Annotated in this window: 13 protein-coding genes and 1 tRNA gene; 7 read left to right on the plus strand and 7 right to left on the minus strand. The window is 68.9% G+C overall.

Annotated features, from left to right (window positions below):
• Positions 1-4 precede the first annotated feature (4 nt).
• The gene (locus ACW5EG_RS08495) at positions 5-1,882 is read right to left on the minus strand and encodes a formylglycine-generating enzyme family protein (RefSeq protein ID WP_457018353.1); all 1,878 of its coding nucleotides are present in this window, start codon (positions 1,880-1,882) and stop codon (positions 5-7) included.
• 124 nt (positions 1,883-2,006) lie between these two features.
• On the opposite strand from ACW5EG_RS08495, the gene rnd reads away from it, so the two are divergent.
• The 6 genes from rnd to ACW5EG_RS08525 all read left to right on the plus strand — a co-directional run bounded on the left by rnd (position 2,007) and on the right by ACW5EG_RS08525 (position 8,024).
• Positions 2,007-3,134, plus strand: a complete 1,128-nt coding sequence (gene rnd / locus ACW5EG_RS08500; protein ID WP_457018354.1) for a ribonuclease D — start codon at positions 2,007-2,009, stop codon at positions 3,132-3,134.
• 13 nt (positions 3,135-3,147) lie between these two features.
• Positions 3,148-3,223, plus strand: a tRNA-Ala gene (locus tag ACW5EG_RS08505).
• Positions 3,224-3,450: 227 nt separating this feature from the next.
• Positions 3,451-4,494: a patatin-like phospholipase family protein gene (locus tag ACW5EG_RS08510; RefSeq protein ID WP_457018355.1), complete on the plus strand. Its 1,044-nt coding sequence runs from the start codon at positions 3,451-3,453 to the stop codon at positions 4,492-4,494.
• A 153-nt stretch (positions 4,495-4,647) separates the two neighbouring features.
• Complete coding sequence (gene nirK / locus ACW5EG_RS08515) at positions 4,648-5,814, plus strand: copper-containing nitrite reductase (RefSeq protein ID WP_457018356.1); 1,167 nt, start codon at positions 4,648-4,650, stop codon at positions 5,812-5,814.
• Between the two features lie 641 nt (positions 5,815-6,455).
• Positions 6,456-7,355, plus strand: a complete 900-nt coding sequence (locus ACW5EG_RS08520) for a pirin family protein (RefSeq protein WP_457019902.1) — start codon at positions 6,456-6,458, stop codon at positions 7,353-7,355.
• 51 nt (positions 7,356-7,406) lie between these two features.
• Positions 7,407-8,024 carry a trimeric intracellular cation channel family protein gene (locus ACW5EG_RS08525; RefSeq protein ID WP_457019904.1) on the plus strand — a complete coding sequence of 206 codons (618 nt, stop codon included), beginning with the start codon at positions 7,407-7,409 and terminating at the stop codon, positions 8,022-8,024.
• Positions 8,025-8,100: 76 nt separating this feature from the next.
• On the opposite strand, the gene ACW5EG_RS08530 is transcribed toward ACW5EG_RS08525, so the two are convergent.
• From ACW5EG_RS08530 to ACW5EG_RS08545, 4 genes are all read right to left on the minus strand, one after another.
• Positions 8,101-8,499: a SirB2 family protein gene (locus ACW5EG_RS08530; protein WP_457019906.1), complete on the minus strand. Its 399-nt coding sequence runs from the start codon at positions 8,497-8,499 to the stop codon at positions 8,101-8,103.
• Between the two features lie 57 nt (positions 8,500-8,556).
• On the minus strand, positions 8,557-9,780 hold the full coding sequence (locus ACW5EG_RS08535) for an NnrS family protein (protein WP_457019908.1): 1,224 nt from the start codon (positions 9,778-9,780) through the stop codon (positions 8,557-8,559).
• Positions 9,781-9,971: 191 nt separating this feature from the next.
• Positions 9,972-10,223 carry a DUF6522 family protein gene (locus ACW5EG_RS08540; RefSeq protein WP_457019910.1) on the minus strand — a complete coding sequence of 84 codons (252 nt, stop codon included), beginning with the start codon at positions 10,221-10,223 and terminating at the stop codon, positions 9,972-9,974.
• Between the two features lie 154 nt (positions 10,224-10,377).
• Positions 10,378-12,654 carry a nitric-oxide reductase large subunit gene (locus ACW5EG_RS08545; protein WP_457019911.1) on the minus strand — a complete coding sequence of 759 codons (2,277 nt, stop codon included), beginning with the start codon at positions 12,652-12,654 and terminating at the stop codon, positions 10,378-10,380.
• Between the two features lie 338 nt (positions 12,655-12,992).
• Between ACW5EG_RS08545 and ACW5EG_RS08550 the strand changes: the two genes are divergently transcribed.
• Positions 12,993-13,436 carry a CopD family copper resistance protein gene (locus ACW5EG_RS08550; protein ID WP_457021261.1) on the plus strand — a complete coding sequence of 148 codons (444 nt, stop codon included), beginning with the start codon at positions 12,993-12,995 and terminating at the stop codon, positions 13,434-13,436.
• A 196-nt stretch (positions 13,437-13,632) separates the two neighbouring features.
• On the opposite strand, the gene ACW5EG_RS08555 is transcribed toward ACW5EG_RS08550, so the two are convergent.
• Together ACW5EG_RS08555 and hemN are read right to left on the minus strand one after the other, a co-directional pair.
• A complete protein-coding gene (locus ACW5EG_RS08555) occupies positions 13,633-14,361 on the minus strand; it encodes a helix-turn-helix domain-containing protein (RefSeq protein WP_457019913.1) in 729 nt (242 codons plus the stop codon).
• A gap of 50 nt (positions 14,362-14,411) precedes the next feature.
• Entirely contained in the window at positions 14,412-15,827 is a 1,416-nt protein-coding gene (gene hemN / locus ACW5EG_RS08560) for an oxygen-independent coproporphyrinogen III oxidase (protein ID WP_457019914.1), read from the minus strand.
• Positions 15,828-16,112: the final 285 nt, after the last annotated feature.

The raw sequence follows: 16,112 nt of genomic DNA on the forward strand, positions 1-16,112 counted from the left end.
TCCTTTACAGATCACGTACCACGCGGAACCCGAGGCGCGCATTGGTGGTGTCCACCGATGCCGGTGCACGCCAGGCCGAACGGGTCTGGGCGGGCGAACTGGCCCAGGAACCGCCGCGGATGACCTGGTCGCGGCAGCCCGGGTTGATCCAGGCCGAACCGTCGCCAGGCGCGCGGCGGTAGCCATCATGCCAGCAGTCGGCCACCCATTCGCTGACGTTGCCCGACATGTCGTGAAGGTCCCATGCATTGGGCGCCATGCTGCCCACCGGCGACGGGCCCCAGTAGCCGTCGCCATAGCCGGCGAAGGCATTGGCCCAGCTGCGCCCCGCCGGCGAGCGGTCCAGCCCGCCAGTGGTGTTGGCCACGCCGGACGGCGGATCGCCCTCGCCCCAGGGGAAGCGTCCGCTGCCGCCGGCGCGCAGTGCGTATTCGAATTCGGCCTCGCTGGGCAGGCGATAGCGGCGGCCGGTCTGCGCCGACAGCCACTCGACATAGGCCTGCGCGTCGCGCGCACCAACGTGCACCACCGGCAGGCCGTCGTCGGCCGGACGGCCCAGGTAATCGGTATGCCAGTCGGCGCCGCTGCTGCGCACGAAGTTGTTGCTGCGCTCGTCGTAGACCATCGAAAAACCGCGGCGCGAGGCGCGTGTGCGGTGGCCGGTCGCGGCGATGAAGCGCCGGAACTGGCCGACCGTGATCTCGCGGATCGACATGCCGAAGCCGCGCGCGAAGCGGACCGGATGCGCCGGCCGCTCGTAGTCGCTGGCGTCGCGTTCGCGCTCGGGCGCGCCCATGGTGAACGCACCGTGCGGCACCACCGCCATCTGCGGGCCGCGGCCGCCGGTCTGCAGCGCGTCGGTGAACACCTGCCCTGGCGCATACAGGCCGTAATGCACGGCCAGGTCGATGCGTTCGCGCAGCTCGAGCGCGGCAGGGTCGCCGGGACGGGCGATGCGCAGCAGTTCGGCCAGATGGCGCCGGGCCAGGTCGATGCCGCCGAACTTTGGCAGCGCGCCGATGCCGAGGTCGCGCAGCCGCGTGATCCGGGTGGTGCGGATCGTCGCGACACGCTCGCGCGCGTCGTCCACGGTCTCCAGACCGGCGTCCGGCCGCACCTCGGTGGCGTGGGCCAGCCAGCGCGCAGCCGTGTCGAAGTCGGCCGCCAGGGCAGCCTCCTCGGCGCGCCGGATCAGCGCGCTTTCCACCGCCGCCATGCCCTGGCGCGCGCGCGGCTGTTCCGGCGCCAGCGCCAGCGCCTGGCGGAAGGCGGCCAGCGCACCGCCGCCTTCCTCGCCGAGGTCACCGGCGGCCAGCGCCCGCTCGCCGACAGCGTTGAAGCCGGACACGCGCTCGGCCAGGTCGACCTGCGCGAGGAAGCCGAGGACCGCGTCGTCGCCGGGATCGATTGCACGCACGATGGCGGCCAGTTCCAGCGCACGCTGCAGTGCGGCGGCGTCTTCATCGGCGTCGGCCAGCGCGGCGGCGCCGGCCTGCAGCAGCTGGCGCAGGGCGCGGCGCAGGCCCGCTTCGGCAAATTGGCTGTGTTCAGGCAGGGTCGACAGCGCCAGGTAGATCGGCACGGCGGCATTGGCGTCCTCGTACAGTCTGCCTTCGGCCAGGGCGGCACTGGCACGCTCGCGCAGTTCGGCCGGGTCGGTGGACGCGAGATCGACCGCCGGTGCGCGCCAAGTGAGCCTGGCGGCGTCGCTGTCGTCGCCACTGATGGTGACGCTGCCGCCGTCGGCGTCCGACGCGGCAGCGGCTGCCCCGTCGCCGGGCGCGACCGCGCCGTCGTCCTCGCGGGCACACGCCGCGCACAGCACGGCGCCAAGCGCGCACGCGATCCAGGCCCTACGCAATCCTGACTTGCTCGACAGCATCGGCGCCAGATTAAGCGATCGCGGCAAACGGCGCGAAAGCGCGGCCCGCGCAACGGTGCGCGCGCCGCCCCTTCGCACGCTCGGCATTGCCATGCCTGCCCGCACGCCGTTAGGCTGCCGCCCCATGTCGTCTTCCCCACACTGGGTCGCGGACCCCGCCGTCCTCCGCACGCATCTCGCCGCCGCCACCGCCCGCGTCGCCGTCGATACCGAATTCATCCGCGAGCGCACCTACTGGCCGCAGCTGTCGCTGGTGCAGGTCGCGATCGAGGTGCCGGGTGCGCAGGAACCGGACATCCTGCTGCTGGACATGCTCGCCGAGGGCATGACCGCCGCGCTCGCGCCGCTGCTGTCGGACCGCTCGGTGCTCAAGATCATGCACAGCGCCAGCGAGGATCTGGTGGCGCTGCGCCAGTCCTGCGGCGCGGTGCCCGACCCGCTGTTCGATACCCAGATCGCGGCCTCGCTGGCCGGCGTCGGCCCCGGTCTTGGCTACCAGCGGCTGGTGCAGGAACTGCTCGGCATCGTCGTGGACAAGGGCGAGACCCGCTCGGACTGGATGAAGCGCCCGCTCTCGCCCTCGCAGCTGAGCTACGCCGCCGACGACGTGCGCCACCTGTTCGCCGTGCACGACGCCCTGGACGCCAGGCTGCAGGCGCTGGGGCGCGCAGAATGGCTCGCGGAAGACTGCGCAAGGATGATCGAAACGGCCCGCCGCGACGAGATCGAGCGCTGGCCGCACCTGTCGGTTCGCAGCGTCCAGTTCCTGGACGTCGACGGCCAGCGCAGGCTGCTGCGCCTGCTGCGCTGGCGCGAACTGCAGGCCCGGCGCAGCGACCGCCCGCGCAGCTGGGTACTGGACAACGAGCTGGCCACCACCCTCGCCCGCGATCCGCTGCCCGACCTCGCCGCGCTCGAGCGCCTGCTCGACGCCCACCCCAAGGCCCCGCGCAAGCTCGCCGCCGCCATCCTGGACGCCCTGGAAACGCCGCTCGACGACGAAGCCGAGGCGCCCGCGCCACGCACCAGCGAACGCGACCGCAAGGCCCTGCGCCGCCTCCAGGACGTGGTGGCCGCGCGCAGCGTTGAACTGGGCATGCCTGACGGCGTGCTCGCCTCGCGACGCTGGCTGGAAACCTTGCTCGACGGCGAGGATTGGCCCGGCATGCTCTCTGGCTGGCGCCGTGCCCAGCTCGAGCCCGTCCTGGCGCCGCTGCTGGACGTTGGCAGCGCGCCGATCGCGCCGTTATAATGCGCGCCCCTGTGGGGCCATAGCTCAGCTGGGAGAGCGCGTCGTTCGCATCGACGAGGTCGGGAGTTCGATCCTCCCTGGCTCCACCAATCGATCTGCAGGAGAAGGCCGGGAAACCGGCCTTTTTCTTTGGGCGCCCTGCCGATCAGTGAAAGCGTGCCCGTGATCCGGGCCTCGTGATGCAGCCCCTGCTTCAGCCGGCGACAGGCGGGTGACCGCTATGCTCGTGCGTTCTTCGACTGCCCCGGCAGCCACGCCACGCACCCGCTTGCGCTGGCCGGCACCCGACCTTCCTGCCCTGTCTCTCCGGACTGCCATGCTCTTCAACGCCGCCCTGCCCCGTTCCCTGTTCGCCGGCGTTCTCGCCGGCCTGGCCGCCTGCGGCGGCGGCAATGCGGTCCGTGGCGACGATGCACCGGCGCCCGTCGCCGCTCCGGTCGCGCCGGCACCACAGCTGCCGCCGGTGCGGATCGGCCTGGCGTTGGGTGGCGGCGCGGCCAAGGGATTCGCCCACATCGGCGCGATCAAGATGCTGGAGGCCAACGGGATCCGCGCCGACGTGGTGGCCGGCACCAGCGCCGGAAGCGTGGTCGGCGCGCTCTACGCCAGCGGCATGGACGCGTTCACCATGCAGGAACGCGCGGTGGCGCTGGATGAGTCGACCCTGCGCGACGTGCGCCTGTTCTCCGGCGGGCTGGTGCAGGGCCAGGCGCTGCAGGACTACGTCAACCGCGAACTCGGCGGACGCACGATCGAGCGCCTGGCCAAGCCGTTCGCGGCGGTGTCCACGCGCCTGGACAACGGTGATCGCGTGGTGTTCGTACGCGGCAACACCGGCCAGGCGGTGCGCGCCTCGAGCAGCGTGCCGGGCGTGTTCGAACCCACCCGCATCGGCAGCCACAGCTATGTCGATGGCGGCGTGGTCAGCCCGGTGCCGGTGGATGCCGCGCGCCAGCTGGGCGCCGACATCGTCATCGCCGTCGACATCTCCAGCAAAGCCGGCGGCACCGCGCCGACCGCGCTGGCTGGCATCGTCAACCAGTCGATCACGATCATGGGCCAGACCCTGGGCCGGCAGGAACTGGCACGCGCGGATGTGGTGATCCGCCCGCAGGTCAACGCGATCGGACCGGTCAGCTTCGAGCAGCGCAACGCCGCGATCCTCGAGGGCGAGCGCGCCGCGCTGGCGGCGCTACCGCAGATCCGGGCAAGGATCGCGGCCGCGGAGCAGGCGCGCCATGACGGGGCTGCACGTCGAAAAGCGGAGGCTGCGGCCGCGCAGGTGCCAGTCGACATCGACTGCGGGGACAGCTGGGTGCGCCGCCTCAACCCGTTCGCGAAGGACCGCCCCTGCGGCTGAGCCAGGCGGGCTTGATCCAGGTCAAGCGGAGCGCGTTCGACCCCCGAAAACGGACATACGCAGGCGTGTGGTTGATTTCAATCAATTGCAGGTATGCGCCCCGCGTCCACGCTATCCCCGAACCCAACAACGTGGATATCGAGGAAGCTCCTCATGAAACTCCTGCACACCAGTCTTCTGGCTTCGGCCCTCGTCCTGGCGATCGGCGCCAGCGCTCCCGCACCGGCATATGCCGTCGACGCACTTGAGCTGGTGAACGCCACCCTCGACCAGGCGTCCGATCTGGCGGCCCTGCCGCGCCAGCAGGTCACCCTGAAGCGCCCGCCCTTCGTCCACGACCACGACCAGGTGGCCAAGGGCGGCCCCAAGGTCGTGCAGTTCACGCTGCCGATCGTGGAACAGGAAATCGTCATCGACGGCGAAGGCACGAAGATGCACGCGATGACCTTCGGCGGCTCGATCCCCGGCCCGCTGATGGTGGTGCACGAGGGCGACTACGTGGAGGTCACCCTGGTCAATCCGGCCAGCAACGCGATGCCGCACAACATCGACTTCCACGCCGCCACCGGCGCGCTGGGCGGCGGTGACCTGACGATCGTGCAGCCGGGCGAGGAAGTGACGCTGCGCTGGAAGGCCACGCGCGCCGGCACGTTCGTCTACCACTGCGCACCGGGCGGTCCGATGACCCCCTGGCACGTGGTGGCCGGCATGCAGGGCACGATCATGGTGCTGCCGCGCGAAGGTCTGACCGACGGCAACGGCAAGTCCTTGAAGTACGACCGCGCCTACTACATCGGCGAGACGGAGTTCTACATCCCGCGCGACGGCAACGGCAACTTCAAGTCCTACGATTCGCACGCCGAATCGCTGCCCGACACGCTCGCTGCAATGAAGAGCCTGGTGCCCTCGCACGTGGTGTTCAACGGTGCGGTCGGCGCGCTTGCAGGCGACAACGCGATGACCTCGAAGGTGGGCGAGACAGTGCTGCTGGTGCACTCGCAGGCCAACCGCGACACGCGTCCGCACCTGATCGGCGGCCACGGCGACTACGTCTGGGAGGAAGGCAAGTTCGCCAACGCCCCGCTCAAGGACCTGGAGACCTGGTTCATCCGCGGGGGTTCGGCTGGCGCGGCGCTCTATACCTTCCGCCAGCCCGGCCTGTACGTGTACCTCAACCACAACCTGATCGAGGCGGTCCTGCTCGGCGCGGCAGCACACATCAAGGTCGACGGCGACAAGTGGGACCACGACCTGATGACCACGCCCTCCGCGGTCGGCGAGATCAAGCCTGATACCGACCTCTCGCTCCCGGGCAAGTAATTACGGCGTTCCCCTTCGCCGTTCGGCCACTCCCGCTCAGGCGGGGGTGGCCTTTTTCATGGGTCTTCTCCCATTCGAGGGAGTTGGATGAGGTCCCGGGCTTCGACTGGACGCCGCGCCCTGGCGACCGGGGGTCGCTTTTCGCTCGGTCAGGGCCGCTACGCGGTCCGGCCCGGCACAGCATGCCGGGCGCTCGCGTGGATGCGCGGCATGCCGCGCAAGCCATCCACGCTCTCCCTGCCCTGACTCACGCGCAAAACATCCATGTTTTGCTCGTCGCGACCCCCGGTCGCCAGGGCACGGCTCACTGCAACTGGTGTCGCGATGCTTCGGTGGGGGATTTTTCGAAGCCACGCCAGTGACTGGGCGATGGTCGTTCCGGGGCGGGGGTTGCGGAAAGCAGCGCAGGGATGCGCTGCGGCGGCGAGTCAGCCATGGATGGCTGACCGAGCCGGGGAGCAACCCCCGGCCCGGAACGACGCCAGCCGGAGGCATGGTCCAGTCGTTCGCATCGTGTATCACCACCGGATGCTGCAATCGCAACTGAAACCGCTCCTGCGGCAGCCTGTCGGTTCAGCTCGCACGCCCCAGCTGCGATGATGCCGCCCACGGCACACGCCGCGGCAGCCAGGAGGCGCGACATGATCGAACTTCTCATCCGCCAGCGCACCCGCGACCTGGGCAGCTTCGAGGTCGGGCGGGTACTGCCCTTTGCCCGGCGGCGCATGGTCGGGCCCTACATCTTCTTCGACCGCATGGGCCCGAAACTGATCGAGCCTGGCCTGCCGCCGGAAGCCGACGTGCGCCCGCACCCGCACATCGGACTGTCCACGATCACCTACCTGTTCGACGGCGAGATCATGCATCGCGACAGCGTCGGTTCCGAGCAGCCGGTGCGCCCCGGCGAGGTGAACTGGATGACCGCCGGCCGCGGCATCACCCATTCCGAACGCTTCGAGCGGCTGCGCGACGAAGGCGGGCCGATGGACGGGATCCAGGCCTGGGTTGCGCTGCCTGAGGACCGCGAAGAGATCGATCCCGGCTTCTGGCACTACCCGGCGGATGCGCTGCCGGCATTCCATGACGAGGGCGTGGCCGGGCGTCTGATCGCCGGGCGCCTGGCAGGCGTGCAATCACCGGTGCGAATCGATTCGCCGCAGTTCTACGTGCACTGGCAGCTGCCCCCGGGCGGGCGCGTGTCGCTGCCGGCCGAGTATCCCGAACGCGCGGTCTATGTCGCCCGTGGCGACGTGGAGATCGCAGGCCAGCGCGTGGAGCCCGGCAGCATGGCCGTACTCGTGCCGGGGAGCGCCGCCACCATCGCGGCATCGAGCGAAGCGGTGGTCATGGCCCTGGGCGGCGATCCGGTGGGGCCGCGCTACATCGACTGGAACTTCGTATCCTCCTCGAAGGAGCGCATCGACCAGGCACGGGCGGACTGGGCGGCCGGCCGCATGAAGTTGCCTGACCTGGACGATGGCGAGTTCATTCCGCTGCCGGCGAAGATCGCGGGCATGCGCGAACCCGAACCCATGTCCTGATCCACCCGGCGCAAGCCTGCACCAACCTTCCGCCCTACCTGCGCACATGCCATGACCCTGACCTTCGTCGCCATGATCGATTTCCTCGGCACGTTCGCGTTCGCGATCAGCGGCGGGCTGGTGGCGGTGCGGCATCGGCTGGACCTGTTCGGCGTGCTGGTGCTGTCGTTCGCCGCGGCAACGGCCGGCGGCATCCTCCGCGACGTGATGTTGGACCTGGTGCCGGCATCGATGGTGGATTGGCGCTATCTGGCGGTATCGGTCGCTGCGGGCCTGGTGACCTTCCAGTGGCACGAGCAGGTCGAACGCATGCGCAATCCGGTGCAGATCTCCGACGCGATCGGGCTCTCGCTGTTCGCGGTGCTCGGCGCGGGCAAGGCGCTGGCGCACGGGCTGGGGCCGACCGGCGCGGTCATGCTCGGCATCCTGTCCGGCGTCGGCGGGGGCATCGTGCGCGACCTGCTGGTGGCGACCATCCCGGGCGTGCTGCAGCGCGAACTCTATGCGGTGGCCGCGCTGGTGGGCGCGCTGGTGGTCGTGACCGGGAACGCGCTGTCGCTGCCGGGACCGCCGACCGCAGTCGTCGGCGCGGTGGCCTGCTTCGTGCTTCGCTGGCTGGCGATCCGGCGTGGCTGGCGGCTGCCGCTTCCGCGCGGCGGTGCGGCCTGAGAGGATCGCGACCCACGCAGGCGCATGCATCACGCCGTGATCGGACGCAAGGTTGCCCCGGCACCGCCGGCAGCACTCAGCCCAGCAGGTACAGCGCCCCCAGCGGATGGTGCGTGCGTGCGATGAAGTAGACCTGGGCGAAGACGAGCAACGCCGCCACGTAGCCGATCGCGCGCGCGCGACGGGTGCGGCCGCGACGCAACGCGAACACGCCAAGCACCACGTAGACCACGATCAGCACCACCTTCACCGCCAGCCAGCCATTGGCGTACAGCGCCGAGGGCAGGATGGTCAGCAGCATCATCGCCGCCGTCAGCAGGGCGGTATCGATGGTGTAGCTCAGGTAGCGCACCGGCGCAGCATTGGGCCAGCGCGCGCCCAGGAGCAGCAGCAGGCCGCGCATTGCGAACAGCCCGCCGCTGAGCAGGGCAAAGCCGATATGGGCGTGCTTGATCTGCGGGTAGAACTCGATCATCCCGAAAAAACCTCCGGCCAAAGGCCGACCATTGTCCCTCTCCCGCGCACCACTCCCCTACCCCGGCTTGCCGTCCGCACGCGGCGACAGGTAGATGCCGCCGATCCGGAACACCCATGGCGACAGCGCCACGAGCCAGCCCAGCGCGGACAGTGCCTGCCATGCCAGCACGTCCGGCATCATTTCTGCGGCGATGCGCATCGCCGCCGCCACCTGGATGCCGACGAAGGCAAACCACGCCAGGCCATACATCTTCAGCGGCCTGCCCGAATGACCCTGGGTGACGCGGCTCACCATCGCCACCAGCACGCTGCCGAACAGGCCGATGAACAGCGCATGCGCCGGCGCGCGGCCGAGTACGAACGCGCCCGATTCCAGGTACAGCAGGCTTTGCAGCGAAAACAGCGCGAACGTGATCGGCCACCACAGCAGCCCCACGAACAGCACGCGCAGCAGCCCCGGTGCCGCGCCGCGCGGCCACCAGCGCCACAGCACGCACACCGACAGCACCAGCATCGGCAGGTCCACCAGCCACAGCCAGGCGTAGGCATGCAGCAGCTCGAGCAGCAGGTGCGCCATCGCCAGGGCCCAGATCGCGGCCAGCAGCCACATCGGACGCCAGGCGACATAGCCGGGGACGGTGTTGCCGGCGAAGAACGGGAACATGCGGTGCGCGACGGTCAGGTACACCGGCAGCAGCAGGCCGAAGGTGCCCAGCTTGATCGCGAAGAACACCGACCACGCCGAACCTGTCAGCAGGAATGCACCGAAGCACAGCACGCCGAGCAGGCCCAGCAGCATCGCCGCGAAGCACGAGCGCGCGTGCCAGGTCGTTCCGCGCTCGGACAGCAGCAGCCGCCCCAGGATCCACACGCCCGAGCTCCACCCGGCCAGGGTCATGAACAGGCCCACCACCAGCGCGACCTCCAGCCCCAGCGCGCCCAGCAGCATCGCAGCCTGACCACCGAACATGCCCACGCCCACCGGCACGTAGCGCCAGCGCGGGATGTCGGGCAGGCCGAGCCAGCGCGGGAACACGGTCAGCAGGAAGCCGAAGAAAAAGCTCGGCAACACCTGGTACTGCATCACGAAGGCATGCAGCCAGCCCGGATAGGTGGCTGCCTGCGGCACCTGCAGCAGTCCCGGCCAGCGTTGCGCGGCCAGCCAGGCCGCCCACCAGGCCATCGCCAGCAGCAGATTGCCGGCGCCAATGAAGAACATCAGCCGGTGCGGCGCCTCGGTCAACAGGCCGGGCGAAGGTCCGGAAGCGGGTCTGGTCATGCGGCCATCTTCAGGCAACGACGTGCAGGGGACGTTGACGCAGGTCAAGCGATCCCGATCCGCTATCGCCACCCCTGCCCTGCGGCCCCTCTGTAGGAGCGGCTTCAGCCGCGATCGGTGCATCAGCCGCGTCGCATCCGTGAATGCGTATCGCGGCTGAAGCCGCTCCTACAGAAGCAACGGTCCGCGATCTACGACACATCCGCCACTGGCGTTCCATTTGCGTCAACGACCATGCGGGCGCGCCGTTCGCCGTAGTAGAAGCTCGCGCGGTACAGGCCCTCGTCCTCGCCCACGCCGCGTTCGCACAGCACCGAGATGCGGCGGTCCTCCATCAGCCGCCGGAACTCCTCGACCTCCAGGTCGAGGGCGCGCGCCACCAGGGCGCCGTCGACCTCGACCTGCGGGTTGACCTGGATGCCGATGCGCTTGCCAGTGTCCATGTCCTGCTCCCTTTTCATTCAATGTACCGCGTGCGCCGATGGATGCAGCCACGCGCCCAGCCACTGCCGTCCCCGCGAAGCACGAAGCCCGGCGGCCTTCGTGGGCCCCCGGGCTTGCGCCGTCATCAGCCGACGGCGCCCGTGCGTGCTGCGATCACGCTTCCGCCAGATCGCCACCCACCGGCAACACCTCGCGCCTGGGCACGATCCACAGCCGCAGCATGAACCAGGCCAGCGACAGCGCGCCGACGCTGAAGATGGTGTCGCCCGGCACCCTCAGCCACACCAGCATGTCGATCAGCGGCTGCTGCATGAACTCGGCCGAGCGTGCATACCAGTAACCGTGCTCGAGCGCGGCGGCGAGCTGCAGCACGCCGATCGGCAGCAGGGTCAGCAGCGCCATCGCGGCCAGGCCGATGTTGAAGGCCCAGAACGAGAACTTCAGTGCGCCCTCGTTCCAGACCACGTCCGGCTTCAGGCCGCGCAGGCAGAACAGCATCAGGCCGACGCCGAGCATGCCGTACACGCCGAACAACGCCGTGTGTCCGTGCGCCGCGGTCAGGTTCATGCCCTGCATGTAGTACAGCGGCAGCGGTGGATTGATCAGGAATCCGAGCAGGCCGGCACCGACCAGGTTCCAGAACGCGACCGCGATGAAGAACATGATCGGCCACCGGTACTTCGCCATCCACGGCGTGGCCTTGCCCAGCTTGTAGCTGTGGTAGGCCTCGAAGCCCACGTAGGCCAGCGGCACCACCTCCAGCGCCGAGAAGCTGGCGCCGATCGCGATCACCGCCGTCGGCGTGCCGGTGAAGTACAGGTGGTGCAGCGTGCCGAGCACGCCGCCGGCCATGAACACGATGGTCGCGAACAGCACCGCGATCGTCGCGGTCTTGATCTGCAGCAGGCCCAGGCGGGTGAACAGGAAGGCGATCACCGCCACCGCGAACACCTCGAAGAAGCCTTCCACCCACAGGTGTACCACCCACCAGCGCCAGTACTCGACCATCGACAGGTGGGTGTGCTCGCCCCACATCAGGCCGGCCGCGTAGAAGATGCCGATGGCCACCACCGACAGGAACAGCAGGCTGACGATGGACCTCGATTCGCCGCCATGCCGGATCGACGGCCACAGCGCGCGGCCCACCAGGGTCAGCCACAGCATCAGGCCCACGAACAGGAACCACTGCCAGAAGCGGCCGATGTCGACGTATTCCCAGCCCTGGTGGCCGAACCAGAAGTTGTTCGCCAGGCCCAGCTTCTGCATCACCGCGAACCACTGGCCGGCGAACGAGCCGACCACGATCACGATCAGGCACGTCCACAACACGTTGACGCCAAGTCGCTGGAATTTCGGCTCATGCCCGGAAATCGCCGGGCCGATGTACAGGCCCATGCCCAGCCACGCGGTCGCGATCCACAGCACCGCGAGCTGCGTGTGCCAGGTGCGCGTGAGCGAATACGGCAGGATCTCCGACAGCGCGAAACCGTAGGCCTGCTGGCCTTCAACCTGGTAGTGCGCGGTGGTCGCGCCCAGCAGGATCTGCACGAGGAACAGCGCCATCACCACCCAGAAGTACTTGGCGGTGGCGCGCATCGACGGGGTGATCCTGATGCTGGCCAGCGGATCGGTCTTCGGCAGCACCGGCGCCATCCCGTCGCCGTGGCTGACCGCGTAGTGCCAGCCCAGCAGCGCCACGCCGGCGATCAGGAACAGCACACTGAACACCGTCCACAGGAAGGTACTGGGCGGCGGCGTGTTGCCGACCAGGCCGTCGGCCGGCCAGTTGGCGGTGTAGCTGATCTCCTGGCCGGGACGCTGGGTCACCTGCGACCAGGACACCCACCAGAAGAACCCGGTCATCGCCGCGCGATGTGCCGCGGTGTCAACGGTGTCGTTGCGCATCGCATAGGCTTCGCGCAGCGCGGCGGTTTCGGGCTCGTTGCCGAACAGGCTGACGTAGTGCGCAGCCACCTGCTCGATCGCGGCGACGCGGTCGGCGTCGAGGGTGATGGTCGCGGACGCCTCATCCCAGGTATTGGGACGCATCAGCGCCTGCAGGCGCGCGGTATAGGCCGCCTGCATCGGGGCGTCGAGCAGCTTGTAGCTGTCCTGGCCGTGCTCGCGCGCGGCCCAGATATCGAGGATCGCCTCGGCCTCGCGATGCATCCAGTCCGCGCCCCAGTCGGGCGCGACGTAGGCACCGTGGCCCCAGATCGAGCCCAGCTGCTGTCCGCCGACCGACTGCCAGACCTGGCGGCCCTTCTCGATATCGGCACGGGTGTAGACCACGCTGCCATCGGTGGACACCACCCGGTCTGGCATCGGTGGCGCCTGGCGATGGACCTCGCTGCCCACCCACAGCAGCACGGCGAATGAGCTGATCAACAGGATCGCCAATCCTGTCCAGAGTTTGCGCGTCGAATCCATTGGTGCAGAGCCTCTCTTGGAGATTGCGGCATCGTGTTGTCGCGGGGCTGGTGGCACCTTGACCTGCGTCAAGGCCGCGTGAATGTCGGAAAACCGGCCGGATTCCGCGGTGGACCGGTGTCGCCGCCGCTGCTCTTGGCCCTTCCCCCGCAACGCGGGGCATTGCGCCCTTCACGCGGGGAAGGCCGGGATGGGGGTGCGCACCGAAGGTGCGCTGGATGCATCGACGCGACCTGCCGCCCCACCCCAACCCTCCCCCTCCGTGCGAGGGAGGGAGCTGGGTGCGGTTGATCCATGTCAGTGCGGCTGCGGCCACGCGGGCGCAACCTGCGTGCACGATGCGTCCCTACCCGCTCCTGCTGGTGCTGCACCTGTTGGCCGCGCTGCTGTTCGTGGGCACGGTGTTCTTCGAGGTGCTGATCCTGGAGCGGGTGCGCCGGCACGTGCCGAAGAACGCGATGCACCTGGTCGAAGCCGGGATCGGCAAGGTGGCGCGCGGGATCATGCCCTGGGTGCTGCTGGTGCTGTACGGCACCGGCGCCGGCATGGCCTGGCGCTACCGCGAAGCGCTGGCGCAGCCGCTTTCAAGCGGCTTTGCGCTGATGCTGACGGTCAAGATCGCGCTGGCGCTGGGCGTGGCCGGGCACTTCGGCTACGCGATGTGGAAGATCAGGCGCGGGCAGCTGCGCGGCAGCCTGTCGCGACGCCTGCACCTGAGCCTGTTCTGGCACATGGTGGGTATCGTGGTGCTGGCCAAGGCGATGTTCCACTTCGGCTGGTGAGGCCGGTTGGGGCGGCGGCAGCGCTTTGGGTGTCATCCCGAACGCAGTGAGGGATCTGCTCTGCGGAAGGAAGATCCCTCACTGCGTTCGGGATGACAGATGAAAACCCTCATCGCATCCGGGATGACAAACAGGTATCCCTGCATCCGGAACGACAAACGGATCCCACCGCATCCGGATGCCTACGGACGCAGCCTCAATCGCGCAGCACGTGGTGCGCCAACGCATCGAGCACCTCGGGCTGGAGGATCTCCATGTCGCGGCGGTCGACCTTGAGTACGCCTTCGTCCTGCAGCCGGCGCAGCACGCGGCTCACGGTTTCCGGCGCCAGCCGCAGGTAGTTGGCGATGTCGGTGCGGGCCATGGTCAGGCGCATGCGGTAGGCGGAGAAGCCGCGCTCGGCGAAGCGCCGCGACAGCATCACCAGGAACGCCGCCAGGCGCTCGTCGGCGGTGAAGTTGCCCGACAGCACCGAGGCCTTGCCGATGTCCTGGCTGAGCAGGTTGAACAGGTGACGCTGCAGTCCGGGCATGCGCCCGGCCAGGGTCGCCATCATCGGGAACGAGAACCGGCACAGCATCACCGTGTCCAGCGCCACCGCGTTGCAGGGATAGCGCGAGGCGTGGATGGCGTTGAGGCCGATCACCTCGCCGGGCAGGAAGAAGCCCAGCACCTGCTCGCGCCCGTTGGCGTCGTTGACGTAGGTCTTGACCGTGCCGGCGCGCACCGCGGCGATGGCGTTGAACGGATCGCCCTCGCGGAAGATGTGGTCGCCCTCGCGGAACGGGCCGACGTGTTCGACCAGCACGTGCAGGTCGCGCAGGACGCTCTTGTCGTAGCCCTCCGACAGGCAGGCCGCGGAGAAGGCGCAGGTACTGCAGAAGGTGTATTCATCGCCATCGTCGGCGATCGGGGTCCCGGTCAACACCTTCAGTGGTTGTTCTTGCACACGCCCGCCCTGTCTGCCAGTGGGTTTCAGATGGCCCTGGAATAGCGCACTCCGTCAGGCTGCGCACCCAGGTACCGGTCGAAACACATGGCAATGATACGCAACAGGGCGCGTCCGCGGGGCGTGGCGCGGATCCAGCCGGGCGGGCACTGCACCAGGCCGTCGTCCTGCAGCGGCCGCAGCGCGGCCAGGGATTCGCTGAAATACTCGCCGAACGAGATGCCGTAGGTCTTTTCGACCCTGCGCACGTCGATCTCGCCCTGGCACATCAGCTGCTGGATCAGGTCCGCGCGCAGCACGTCGTCGTTGCCCAGCATCAGGCCGCGCCAGATCGGCAGCCGGCCCTCGTCGACCGCGATCTCCCACGAGGGCAGGTCGCGGTGGTTCTGGGTGAAGCTGTCGCCGACGTGGCTGATGGCGCTCACGCCAAAACCCACCAGGTCGGTCTGCGCATGGGTGGTGTAGCCCATGAAGTTGCGGTGCAGGCCGCCCTCGCGCTGGGCGCGGGCGAGCTCGTCGCCGGGCAGCGCGAAATGGTCCATGCCGATGTATTCGTAGCCGGCGTCGCCCAGCCGCTGCACCGCCAGCTCCAGCAGCGCCAGCTTGCCCTCGGGGCTGGGCAGGTCGGCGTCCTCGATCTGGCGCTGGGCCTTGAACAGGCGCGGCATGTGCGCGTAGCCGTAGATCGCCAGCCGGTCCGGACGCGCGTCGATCACCGTGTCCAGGGTGCGGCCGAAGCCTTCCGGGGTCTGCTTGGGCAGGCCGTAGATCAGGTCGACGTTGACCGAGCGCATGCCGAAGCGGCGGCAGGCGTCGATGATCGCAAGGGTTTCATCGATGCCCTGCTCGCGGTTGATCGCCTTCTGCACCTCCGGATCGAAGTCCTGCACGCCCAGGCTGGTGCGGTTGAAGCCGATTGCCGAAAGCACCTCGATATCGTCGGGGGTGACGAAGCGCGGATCGAGCTCGATCGAGAAATCGCGGTCCGCTGCACGGCTGAAGCTGAAATGCCGGCCGAGGCTGCCGACCAGTTCGCCCAGCAGCTCGGGCGCCAGGAAGTTCGGGGTGCCGCCGCCCAGGTGCAGCTGCACCACTTCGCGGTCGCGGTCGAACAGTGGCGCGGCCAGGGCGATCTCGCGCTCAAGGCGGTCCAGGTAGATGCGCCCCCTGGCCACGTCGCGGGTGATGATTCGATTGCAGCCGCAGTAGAAACACGGGCTCTGGCAGTACGGGATGTGCACGTACAGCGAGAGCTGGCGCGGGATCGGATCCTGGTTGCTGCGCCGGGCCAGGTCGCTGAAATCGGCTTCGCCGAAGCCTTCGGCGAAATGCGGCGCGGTCGGATAGGACGTGTAGCGCGGCCCCGGCCGGTCGTAGCGGCGCAGCAGCTCAGCGTCGAAACGCCAGGTCCTGGCCGGATTCAATGGAGAGATGGTCTGCATGGGACCCGAGTATGTGGACTTTTCGTCCTAGCGCCTTGACCCGGATCAAGCCGGACCCCGCGAAAACAGGGGTTTGTCAGCGAGGCCGTTCACGCAACGCAGCGTCCGGAAGGTGAACCCGGCCCGCACGCTGGGCGATAATGCCGGGCGGGCCGACCTTGCCGCCCGGCCGCGTCCAGCTCGGACGCCGCGGCAGCCTTTTGCGCCTCACACCGTTCCACAGCCGTCCGGGAGACGCCTTGATCGTGATCAAGGCTGTCATTCCACCCCCGGACTAGTCTTCGC

This window comes from Luteimonas sp. A611, assembly GCF_054072715.1.